The organism is Bacillus sp. EKM202B, from assembly GCF_011066025.1.
Classification (GTDB): domain Bacteria; phylum Bacillota; class Bacilli; order Bacillales; family Bacillaceae_G; genus Bacillus_A; species Bacillus_A toyonensis.
The window spans coordinates 26107-36898 of record NZ_JAAMNK010000040.1 but is presented as its reverse complement, the minus strand read 5'-3'; the positions used below and the strand labels follow the sequence as shown (position 1 = coordinate 36898).

At 36.6% G+C, this 10792-nt stretch carries 8 protein-coding genes, 3 tRNA genes and 2 pseudogenes; 10 read left to right on the top strand and 3 right to left on the bottom strand.

What is annotated here, in order from left to right; genetic code table 11:
* The 5 genes from G9F74_RS26695 to G9F74_RS26675 all read left to right on the top strand — a co-directional run bounded on the left by G9F74_RS26695 (position 1) and on the right by G9F74_RS26675 (position 1998).
* Positions 1-75 (top strand) — tRNA-Asn (locus G9F74_RS26695).
* 6 nt (positions 76-81) lie between these two features.
* Positions 82-172: transfer RNA gene (locus tag G9F74_RS26690), tRNA-Ser, on the top strand.
* Between the two features lie 5 nt (positions 173-177).
* Positions 178-249 (top strand) — tRNA-Glu (locus tag G9F74_RS26685).
* A 136-nt stretch (positions 250-385) separates the two neighbouring features.
* Positions 386-913, top strand: a complete 528-nt coding sequence (locus G9F74_RS26680) for an RNA polymerase sigma factor (RefSeq protein WP_016109263.1) — start codon at positions 386-388, stop codon at positions 911-913.
* Positions 914-1017: 104 nt separating this feature from the next.
* Positions 1018-1998 carry an anti sigma factor C-terminal domain-containing protein gene (locus G9F74_RS26675; protein WP_016109262.1) on the top strand — a complete coding sequence of 327 codons (981 nt, stop codon included), beginning with the start codon at positions 1018-1020 and terminating at the stop codon, positions 1996-1998.
* An 83-nt stretch (positions 1999-2081) separates the two neighbouring features.
* On the opposite strand, the gene G9F74_RS26670 is transcribed toward G9F74_RS26675, so the two are convergent.
* Positions 2082-3305, bottom strand: a complete 1224-nt coding sequence (locus tag G9F74_RS26670) for an MFS transporter (protein WP_033668560.1) — start codon at positions 3303-3305, stop codon at positions 2082-2084.
* Between the two features lie 323 nt (positions 3306-3628).
* Between G9F74_RS26670 and G9F74_RS26665 the strand changes: the two genes are divergently transcribed.
* The gene (locus G9F74_RS26665; protein ID WP_016109260.1) at positions 3629-4228 is read left to right on the top strand and encodes a TetR/AcrR family transcriptional regulator; all 600 of its coding nucleotides are present in this window, start codon (positions 3629-3631) and stop codon (positions 4226-4228) included.
* Positions 4229-4650: 422 nt separating this feature from the next.
* Positions 4651-5595: an L-lactate dehydrogenase gene (locus G9F74_RS26660; protein WP_000715347.1), complete on the top strand. Its 945-nt coding sequence runs from the start codon at positions 4651-4653 to the stop codon at positions 5593-5595.
* 223 nt (positions 5596-5818) lie between these two features.
* Here G9F74_RS26660 and G9F74_RS30610 read toward each other — a convergent pair.
* A pseudogene (locus tag G9F74_RS30610) lies at positions 5819-6010 on the bottom strand (dockerin type I domain-containing protein); the annotation flags it as partial.
* 28 nt (positions 6011-6038) lie between these two features.
* Positions 6039-6158: pseudogene (locus tag G9F74_RS26650) on the bottom strand (TasA family protein); the annotation flags it as partial.
* Between the two features lie 464 nt (positions 6159-6622).
* On the opposite strand from G9F74_RS26650, the gene glgB reads away from it, so the two are divergent.
* The 3 genes from glgB to glgD are packed head-to-tail and all read left to right on the top strand — an operon-like array spanning position 6623 to position 10691.
* A complete protein-coding gene (gene glgB, locus G9F74_RS26645) occupies positions 6623-8560 on the top strand; it encodes a 1,4-alpha-glucan branching protein GlgB (RefSeq protein WP_000111417.1) in 1938 nt (645 codons plus the stop codon).
* Positions 8508-9638 (top strand): glucose-1-phosphate adenylyltransferase, encoded by a 1131-nt coding sequence (glgC, locus tag G9F74_RS26640; RefSeq protein ID WP_000057608.1) that lies wholly within the window; start codon positions 8508-8510, stop codon positions 9636-9638. The genes glgB and glgC overlap by 53 nt, the downstream gene beginning before the upstream one ends.
* An 18-nt stretch (positions 9639-9656) precedes the next feature.
* Positions 9657-10691 (top strand): glucose-1-phosphate adenylyltransferase subunit GlgD, encoded by a 1035-nt coding sequence (glgD, locus tag G9F74_RS26635; RefSeq protein ID WP_000504178.1) that lies wholly within the window; start codon positions 9657-9659, stop codon positions 10689-10691.
* Positions 10692-10792: the final 101 nt, after the last annotated feature.

The window sequence follows — 10792 nt, the reverse complement described above, 5'->3', positions numbered from 1 at the left end:
TCCGCAGTAGCTCAGTGGTAGAGCTATCGGCTGTTAACCGATCGGTCGTAGGTTCGAGTCCTACCTGCGGAGCCATATTATAGAGAAGTACCCAAGTGGCTCAAGGGGCTCCCCTGCTAAGGGAGTAGATCGCGAACGCGGTGCGAGGGTTCGAATCCCTTCTTCTCTGCCAGAACTGGCCCGTTGGTCAAGTGGTTAAGACACCGCCCTTTCACGGCGGTAACACGGGTTCGAATCCCGTACGGGTCATACTAAAAGAGATAGCATAATCTGCTATCTCTTTTTTGTTGTGTAAAAGTGGGCTTTGGATAGTCTGCTTTTTTTTATGGATTTCTTGTATACTTTTTTCTATTTGAATCGTCTAACTAATAGAAAGGAGAGAGCGATGGAGTATGAAAAAATCATTATAGAAACATCTAAAAGCATTTATAGGTATTTACTTAAAATTGGAGTACCACCAGTAGAAGCAGAAGATATCGTTCAAGACACGATACATAAGGCATTAGTATCTATACCGAATATGAAAATTACGTATATAAAAACATGGTTATTTCAAGTTGCGATTAATAGGCATCGTGATCTAGCAAGAAGGCAACAGCGTATTGAACAAATCCCGATTGAATCTGTTCAATTAATTGGAGCAAAAGGATTAGATGAACCACTTTTAAGAAAAGAGCTTCAAGTAGAAATACAAAGCATACTTGGAAAGATGAATCCAGTATATAAACATATTCTTTTATTAAAGTATGACTATGAACTCTCATATAAGGAGATAGCAACCGTATTAGAGATGAAAGAGGAGACCGTACGTGTTTCTTTCTACAGAGCTCGCAATGAGTTTAAAAAGCTTTATCCCGCATTAACGGGCAGTAAGACCCCTACCTCAAAATTTAGCGAAAGCAAAAAAAGTTAGCTGAGTGATCAACTGCCCGTAAAAGCCCGATTGGTTCAACTAGTAATCAGTGGAGATGAAGAACATCCCACTGATTAAAGTTTCACTTTATAGGAGGTTTGAAGATGAGCAGAGATGAATTTGATTTTGATATAGAATCGAGCAAAGTATCGAATATATTAAAGAAAGCAAAAAGAAAACAATTATTTAAGATGATAGTTATTTCAAGTACATTATTTATCATTTTATTTATTGGCTCTATTATAAGCATTTCATATTTAAATAATAAGTCTTATATGAACATGGGGAGGGAAATAGATACGATAAGACAAATTACAAGGCCTAATACGGAAAGAGGCGTGGCAGTTACTTCTAACGGTTTAGTTAAAAGCACGGTAGAATATAAAACGTATAAGGTTATTGAGGGAAAACCTGTTAAGTGGGAAGATGAAGTGTATGAATATAAAGTTTGGAATACATTTCGCCGATTATCGAATGTAAATCCATTAACAATAGCTGATAATGTTGTAATAGGGAATGAACGTGTTAATAAGGCGAGTGAATTGTATAATAATCAAACGATGGAAAGAGAGATGCAGTTTTATCTCCCATTTGCGTCATATAATAGTTATATAAATGATATAGAGAAAGTGAAGGATGAAAGTAAAGTAGCTGAATTAGCTATATCTTTTGATAAGCCGTATAAAGTGTCTGAAATAAAAGAAATGCTACCAGAAGGGGTTCATCCTGTTTGGTATTGGGTGGACACATATTATGATAAAAAATCATATCACTTAGATGACGTCACTGAAAGTGCTTATAATGTATACGGTTTTAAAGCAAAGCCAGGTGATATTGAATTTGGTAATGGAACGGAAAAAGATTTTCTTTTAGCTATTCAAAATGGTCTTGAGCAAAAGGGAAAATATTATGAAGAATATAAACGTATATATGACTACCTAAAAGGAAAGAAAGCAAAACCAAGTGAGCAAGATGTAAAAGTTATTGGAGTAGTCGTAACAGGAAGTGCTGGGGATTTACAAAAATTAAACGGTCAAAATTACATGAAAGCTGCTGTGTTAGGGGCTACTGCGGATTATAAATAATAAACTTTAGAAAGCTATATGAATTAAAGTAGGATTACCTTTTCTTATGAATAAGAAAAGGTAATCCTACTTTTTTATATGTTTTAACTCTCTGTTGAATGCCCATCAGGTTTCATAACAGCATGACTATATGCGGAGTGGAGAGTTTTGTATCCTAAAAGTGCAATAGTTAAGGCAAGGCACCCTGCTATAATAGCCACACTAAATCCTGCGCGAGCTCCAAAGTTATCAATAACTAAACCAGCTACTGCTGAACCTAGAGAGACTCCAATACCAAGTCCTGTGATTGCCCAAGTCATACCTTCGGTTATTTTTGATTCAGGTACGATTTTTTCCACAAGCCCCATAGTAATAATCATAGTAGGAGCGACAGATAGCCCTGCAAAGAAAACAATAACTACTAGCCAAGCAATAGTGTTTACGAAAACTAGTGGCAACATTGTTATCATGGATAGTGTGACTGCTATTAAAAACTGATTATAGGGTGGGGTATTGAGTTTAAGAGTACCGAAAATAAGGCCTGCCAGGCATGAACCGATTGCATAGACAGAAAGTACAAAGCTAGCAGCTACTGTGTTTCCTTGATGTTCAGCAAAAGCTACACTAACGACATCTATTGTGCCAAATATAGTACCTATGGCGATGAGTGTGAATACTAGTACTCGCAAAGAACCAATTTTAAATACTGTTCCTTTGTTTGTAATGTCGTGAGTGTGTACTGTCGGTTCTGTGCTTTTTTGCATGGTGAATAGGCATACCCCAATTGTGAGAAAAACAGATGATAAAAGTGGCCCTGCTTCTGGGAAGAACATAACACTTAAACTGACAGATAATACAGGACCAACTATGAAGCAAATTTCGTCGACGACCGATTCAAAGGAAAATGCTGTATGCAATTTATGGGATCCGCGGTATAGTTTAGTCCAACGTGCACGTACCATAGCTGACATATTTGGCATACAACCTGCACATAAGGCGGATAGAAATAGCGTCCAATAAGGAGCTTCATATTTCGTACATAGAAGTAAGAGGATCGTAAAGAAAACACTGATACCTGTAGTCGGAAGAAGTATGCGAGATTGCCCTAATTGATCGGCCATCCGAGAAATATGAGGAGCTAGTAAAGCTGATGATAATGTAAAGGTGGCTGCAACGGCTCCAGCAAGCCAATAGTCACCACGTAACTGAGATAACATTGTAACAATACCAATGCCCATCATTGATATGGGCATCCGAGCTATAAATCCTGCTAATGAGAATCCTTTTGTACCGGGGGCACTGAAAATTTCACGGTAGGAATTAAACATAATAATCACCAAAGTCTTTGACGTTTACATATACATTCTTCATTCTTTTAACTCCTCCTCTGTTTCATTAATACCTTCTATAAAAAGGGACAGTGAGTCAATGTAGAGTATAGGTAAGAAGTTATATTATCTTGTAAGCTAGAAATAATTGACATACGCACCGTATGCCAATATCATATTAACATACGGTGCGTATGTCAAATGATATGTTTTATCTCTGGATAGAGAGCTGACGTTTAAAGGAGTTATTCTTTTGCATAGAGAACGATACTAGAGTGCAATTCATTTTGAATAAAGAGAATGAATAGAAGTAGGAGGAAAAGATGATTAAAAAAACGAGAGCAGAAATGATTACTGAAACACGTGCTAAATTACTGAGTGCAGCAAGAGAGGCCTTTGGTACAGTTGGATATGTAAATACGTCTATGGATGATTTTACAGCATCTGTCGGTTTAACACGTGGTGCAATTTATCATCATTTTGGTGATAAAAAAGGATTGTTAGAAGCAGTTGTAAAAGAAATTGATATGGAAATGGATAATAAATTAGGGAAAGTATCAGATGAAGCGGAAGGAAAATGGGAAGGGTTTGTTGGACGTTGTCGTGCGTATTTAACAATGGCACTTAATCCAGAAATTCAGCGAATCGTACTTCGAGATGCACCAGCAGTATTAGGAAATGGTTATTATCAATCATCACAGTCGCAATGTTTAACGACGATGGCGGAGATGCTTCAGCAATTAATGAAGGACTGTATTATTGAAAAGACGGACTGCGAAGCTTTAGCGAGATTCATAAATGGCGGACTAGTGGACCTTGCTTGTTGGATTGCGAATTCTGAAGATGCAGAAGCACAGTTGTCTAAAGCTTTGCATAGCCTATCGTTTATATTGAATGGTTTATTATTAGAAAAGAATGCATGATTTTCACTGATATTTTTTTATTAATATACAGAAATGGTTAAAAAGGGAGGTGGTAAAATATATGCTAATTCATTTATTTCACCGTAGTCTATATAGGCCAACTGACGTCCAACTTATAAGGGGATAATGTGTTAGTTTGATTATAGAAATTGAATTTAGTTATAGGGAATAATCGAATCACATTCTTTTTATTCACAATCTAAAGAAAACGCCTCCATTGAAATGGATTTCACACCTATTCCAATAACTTTACACTCTATGTGAAAAAGTTCACAAATAGGTCATAATTTGTGAAGTAATTCACAATGATACGTGCTACAATATGAATGTAAAGAAGTTAAACAACATTAAATTAGTATTTTAATTAATTACTTAAACAATCATAAAAAAATATATGTGAACAATAGAGAGGGGAAATTAACATGAAAAAAGGTATCAATCGTGTAGTATTAGTAGGAACAGGAGCTGTAGGTTGTAGTTACGCTTACTCAATGATCAACCAAGGTGTAGCTGAAGAATTCGTACTTGTAGATGTTAATGAAGCAAAAGCAGAAGGGGAAGCAATGGACTTAAGCCATGCGGTACCATTCTCTCCATCACCAACAAAAGTTTGGAGCGGTAGCTATGCAGATTGTAAAGATGCAGATTTAGTAGTTATCACTGCGGGATTACCACAAAAACCAGGTGAAACTCGTTTAGACTTAGTTGAGAAAAATACAAAGATCTTTAAACAAATCGTTCGCGGTATTATGGATAGCGGATTCGATGGAATCTTCTTAATCGCAACTAACCCAGTTGACATTTTAACTTACGTAACTTGGAAAGAATCTGGTCTACCAAAAGAGCGCGTAATCGGTTCTGGTACAACTTTAGACTCTGCTCGTTTCCGTTACATGTTAGGTGACTACTTAGATGTAGATCCACGTAACGTTCATGCTTACATCGTTGGTGAGCACGGTGATACTGAACTTCCAGTATGGAGCCACGCTACTATCGGTGTACAAAAACTAGAAACAATCTTAGCTAACAACGAACAGTACAATCAAGAAGACTTAGATAAAATTTTCGAAAACGTACGTGATGCAGCTTATCATATCATCGAGCGTAAAGGTGCAACTTACTACGGAATCGGTATGTCACTACTTCGTGTAACTAAAGCAATCTTAAACAACGAGAACAGCGTATTAACTGTATCTGCATACCTTGAAGGTCAATACGGTGAGAAAGATGCTTACGTAGGTGTTCCAGCTGTAATTAACCGCGAAGGTGTACGTGAAATTGTAGAACTTGAGCTAAATGAAGAAGAAAAAGTGAAATTCGCTCATTCTGTAAAAGTATTAAAAGAAACAATGGCACCAGTACTATAATAATTGCTAAATAATTCAGAGGTGGGAAACTGCTTCTTACCTCTGAACTTATATAATTTAATATAAATTCCTTTTCCGGTTTCCCTTGTATATCCCCAATATACCCCTTTTGCTGGATAAGGGTCGTTTATAGAAAAAGAGCACTCTACGTAAAGTAGAGTGCTCTTTATTATTCCGCTATTTACCAGGCAGTAAAGCCCCGATTGATTAAAGTTTCACTTTATTATTTTTTAGGCGTTAATCCTAATTTCTTTAAAATATCTGCCAGTGTACCGCTTTTTGATTTTTCTACAGGTGTTTGTGATTTAGGTGCATCCGGACCTTTTTTCAAGAAGTTCTTTTCGACGAAGCAAATATCTTTATCACCTGCAAGGCTTTCCTCAGGTCTTGCATAATAATATTGACCAAGTAGCTTTCAGTACCTAATTTTGTTGTTAGACAGTTTGAAATGAGTTAATCGATGTTTCAGAATCACTGAAATAAGCGAATAAACCACCGAATGTAAGTGATAAGCTGAGCGTTGCCGTGCCAACTCCCAGTTCTAATTTTTGTTTTACTGGCATAAGAACCCACCTTAATTTAATTTTTTATCGAATTTTCGTTTTGGATATAGATAGAGTAAACACAGTATTTTAGCATGAGTTATATTTATGAAAATTTAATATTCTTTATTGAGAATAATCTACTTAGGAATTTCGCATTTCAATAAATTTATGACAAAAAATATTGAGAAATATTTTTTATGACAGATTGTTTTGCTACGGTTTTAAGTAGAAAATAGCATGAAAAATAGGCTAAACCTAATAAAATAGAGGTTGAGAAAAAATGATAGTAAAAAAGATAGGGGAAAATGAAGCGTTTGCAATGAATATTCGTCAAAATTCGATATTTTACACGGAAATGTGAAGAAAAACCAACGTTTTTAAGAAAAAAACGAATATTTTTTATAAATTAACAAGGATATCACAGTTTTTTGCAGAAATAGTTAAAGTATAAAAAATTCTGTCATCTTAGTGAGGTGAGCATATTGAGTGTAATAAATTGTGAAAAAGTGAAACGAGATGAGTTTCATACAGAAAAGTACTATGAGAGTTATAGCATCTTTGGCGCACATATTGTGACGGAAGATGAGATGCGAGGGGTACGATTTACAGTATGGGCTCCTCATGCGAAAGCAATGAGTGTTGTTGGCGATTTTAATGAATGGGATTATGAGCAACATAAGATGCTACAAGAGACAGAAGAGGGAATTTGGTCCTTGTTTATACCGCATATTGAAGAAAGGGAAATATATAAATATGCGATTGAAACGATGGCTGGTGACGTCATTTTTAAGGCAGATCCGTACGCTGTATATGCAGAAGTAAGACCGAATACGGCATCTGTAGTTTTTGATATGAAGGGATACGAATGGAATGATAAAAACTGGAGTCGTAAGAAAAAGAAAAAGCCGGTTTATAAAGAAGCGATGACAGTTTATGAATTACATTTCGGTTCCTGGAAGAAGAAAGAAGATGGAACGCTGTATTCTTATAGGGAAATGGTAGAAGAACTCATTCCGTATGTGGTGGAACATCAATTTACACATATTGAAATCATGCCGCTTGTTGAGCATCCATATGATCGTTCTTGGGGATATCAAGGGACGGGATATTATGCAGCAACGAGTAGATTCGGCACACCACATGATTTGATGTATTTTGTCGATGAATGTCATAAATATGGAATCGGTGTCATTTTAGATTGGGTGCCGGGGCATTTTTGTAAAGATGCTCACGGTCTATATTTGTTTGATGGGACACCGACTTATGAATATAAAGATAAGGATGTACAAGAAAACCAAGTATGGGGAACTGTCAATTTTGATTTAGGAAAAAGGGAAGTACGTAATTTCTTAATTTCAAATGCGTTATTTTGGATGAGATATTTCCATATTGACGGTTTCAGGGTGGATGCAGTTGCGAATATGTTGTACTGGAATAAAGAAGGACAGGAGCAAAGTAATGAGCACGCTGTTTCATTTTTACGAGAGTTAAATGAAGCGGTATTTGCAGAGGATGAAGACTTTCTTATGACAGCAGAAGATTCAACAGCTTGGCCACTTGTAACAGCTCCAACTTATGAAGGTGGACTTGGATTCAATTACAAATGGAATATGGGCTGGATGAATGACGTGCTGAAATATATGGAGTGTGCACCTGAATACAGGAAGTATATTCATGAGAAAATAACATTCTCTTTACTATATGCTTACTCTGAAAACTTCATATTACCGCTTTCTCATGATGAAGTCGTTCACGGGAAAAAGTCGTTATTAAATAAAATGCCAGGAGATTACTGGGATAAGTTTGCTCAGCTTCGTTTATTATATGGATATTTATTTACTCATCCAGGAAAGAAATTACTTTTCATGGGAGGAGAATTTGGGCAGTTTGATGAGTGGAAAGACCTTGAAGATTTAGATTGGAATTTACATGATTTTGAAATGCATCGTTATATGCATGATTACTTTAAAGAGCTCATAGCATTGTATAAGCGCTCAAAACCACTTTGGCAGCTTGATCATTCACCTGAAGGATTTCAGTGGATTGATGCTAATAATAATGAGCAAAGTATTTTCTCGTTTATTCGCCAAGGAGATAAACAAGAAGATGCGTTAGTTGTCGTATGTAATTTTACGAAAGCTACATATGAAAACTATAAAGTAGGTGTGCCAGATTTCGAGTATTATAACGAGATTTTAAACAGTGATGCGGAGCAATATGGCGGCTCGGGGCAAGTGAATAAAAAACGTCTTAAGGCGACTCTAGAACCGTACCATAATCAAGAGGCACATGTAGAAATTACAATTCCACCATTTGGCGTATCCATATTACGACCAGTGAAGACTAGAAAGGGGAGCAAAAAACAAGATGGCTCAAAAACAAAAGTGCGTAGCAATGTTACTAGCAGGGGGAAAAGGTAGTCGTTTAAGTGCATTGACAAAAAATTTAGCCAAGCCAGCTGTTCCATTTGGTGGTAAATATCGCATTATTGATTTTACGTTAAGTAATTGTGCGAATTCTGGTATTGAAACGGTTGGGATTTTGACGCAGTATCAACCGCTCGAACTTCATAATTATATCGGAATCGGCAATGCTTGGGATTTAGACCGAGTAAACGGTGGAGTCACAGTATTACCTCCTTATGCGGAGTCTTCAGGTGTGAAGTGGTACACAGGTACGGCAAGTGCCATTTATCAAAACTTAAACTATTTAAGTCAGTACGAACCAGAGTATGTCCTTATTTTATCAGGCGATCATATTTATAAAATGGATTACAGTAAAATGCTAGATTACCATGTTGAGAAAGAAGCGGACGTTTCGATTTCTGTTATTGAAGTGCCTTGGGATGAAGCGAGTCGCTTTGGCATTATGAATACGAATGAAGAGATGGAAATTGTTGAGTTTGAAGAGAAACCGCAATTTCCAAGAAGTAATCTTGCATCAATGGGAATCTATATTTTTAACTGGGCAATTTTGAAAGAGTATTTAGAAATGGATGCAAGAAATCCTGAATCTAGTAATGATTTCGGAAAAGATGTACTTCCGCTTTTATTAGATGAAGGGAAGAAGCTAATGGCGTATCCGTTTGAAGGATATTGGAAAGATGTTGGAACAGTGAAAAGCTTATGGGAAGCGAATATGGATTTACTTCGCGATGAAACATCATTGAATTTAAATGATCGTAACTGGCGTATTTATTCTGTCAATCCAAACGAACCGCCTCAATATATTGCGGAAAAGGCAAAAGTGGAAGAATCACTGATTAACGAAGGGTGCGTCATTGAAGGGGACGTGAAGCATTCTGTCTTATTCCAAGGGGTGACGGTGGAAGAAGGTAGTATGGTTATTGATTCCGTCGTTATGCCAGGAGCGAAGATTGGGAAAAATGTTGTGATTGAAAGAGCAATTGTTGGATCGGAAATGGTTATTGAAGATGGAACAATCATTCGTCCAGAAAAAAATGTTGACGATGTAGTATTAATTGCTGAAGGGAAATAGAAAAGGGGGATGAAATGAATGGGAGAAAAAATGTTAGGAATTATTAATGCAACGGGAAGTTTTACTTCCTTACAGAAAGTAACAGGGCATCGTTCACTAGCGGCGCTACCGTTTGGGGGCCGTTATCGACTCATTGATTTCATGCTTTCCAATATGGTGAATTCTAATATTCATAGTGTGGCGGTTTTTACAAGCCATAAAAACCGTTCGTTAATGGACCATGTTGGTTCAGGGAAACAGTGGGATTTAGATAGAAAACGTGACGGATTGTTTTTATTCCCACCAAATTGCCAATGTGACCAAGATGAGTTTGGATCTTTTGCACATTTTAGAAGACATATTGATTATTTTCTAAGAAGCAGAGAAGAATACGTTGTTATTACGAATAGCCATCTCGTAACAGCATTAAATTTCCAGGCGGTGTTAGAGCGGCATATACATACGGCAGCTGATATTACTGAAGTTTGCCATGAAGGGGTTTCGCTTCAAACATACGTGTTAAAGAAACAATTATTGTTAGATTTATTTGAGACATATAAAGATGTGGAGCAATACAGTTTATTTGATGTAGTGAGAGAAAAGCGCGGAAAATCACTGCATATTGCTACGTATGAGCATACAGGATATGTAGCTATTATTGACTCGATTGAAAGTTACTATAAACATAGCTTAGAAATTTTGCAACCTGCTATTTGGAAGCAATTATTTAAGAAAGAAGCACCGATTTTTACGAAAGTAAAAGATGAGCCACCAACTCGTTACCTAAAGGGTGCAGTCGTGAAAAATACAATGATTGCAAATGGCAGTATTATTGAAGGGGAAGTAGAAAACAGTGTTGTTTCCCGTTCTGTTAAAATTGGAAAAGGTTCAATTGTTCGTAATAGTATTATTATGCAAAAGAGCCAAATTGGAGATAACTGTATAATAGACGGTGTTATTATTGATAAAGACGTGAAAATTGGTGACGGTGTCGTTTTAAAAGGAAACACCGATGAGCCGTACGTTGTAGAAAAAGGAAGCATTCAAAACAGTACGATTAATAGTTATTCTTGAAGAATCAGTGGGGGTCTTTCCTCCACTGATTAAAGTTTTAATTTAAATGAAAACTCGAAGGGAGGAAGCTGCAAGAAGAGTAATATATGCTTTTCGAGCAG

Coding starts and splice junctions, on each gene's coding strand:
- G9F74_RS26680 (WP_016109263.1), top strand. CDS start 386: ATGGAGTATGAAAAAATCATTATAGAAACATCTAAAAGCATTTATAGG.
- G9F74_RS26675 (WP_016109262.1), top strand. CDS start 1,018: ATGAGCAGAGATGAATTTGATTTTGATATAGAATCGAGCAAAGTATCG.
- G9F74_RS26670 (WP_033668560.1), bottom strand. CDS start 3,305: ATGTTTAATTCCTACCGTGAAATTTTCAGTGCCCCCGGTACAAAAGGA.
- G9F74_RS26665 (WP_016109260.1), top strand. CDS start 3,629: ATGATTAAAAAAACGAGAGCAGAAATGATTACTGAAACACGTGCTAAA.
- G9F74_RS26660 (WP_000715347.1), top strand. CDS start 4,651: ATGAAAAAAGGTATCAATCGTGTAGTATTAGTAGGAACAGGAGCTGTA.
- glgC (WP_000057608.1), top strand. CDS start 8,508: ATGGCTCAAAAACAAAAGTGCGTAGCAATGTTACTAGCAGGGGGAAAA.
- glgD (WP_000504178.1), top strand. CDS start 9,657: ATGGGAGAAAAAATGTTAGGAATTATTAATGCAACGGGAAGTTTTACT.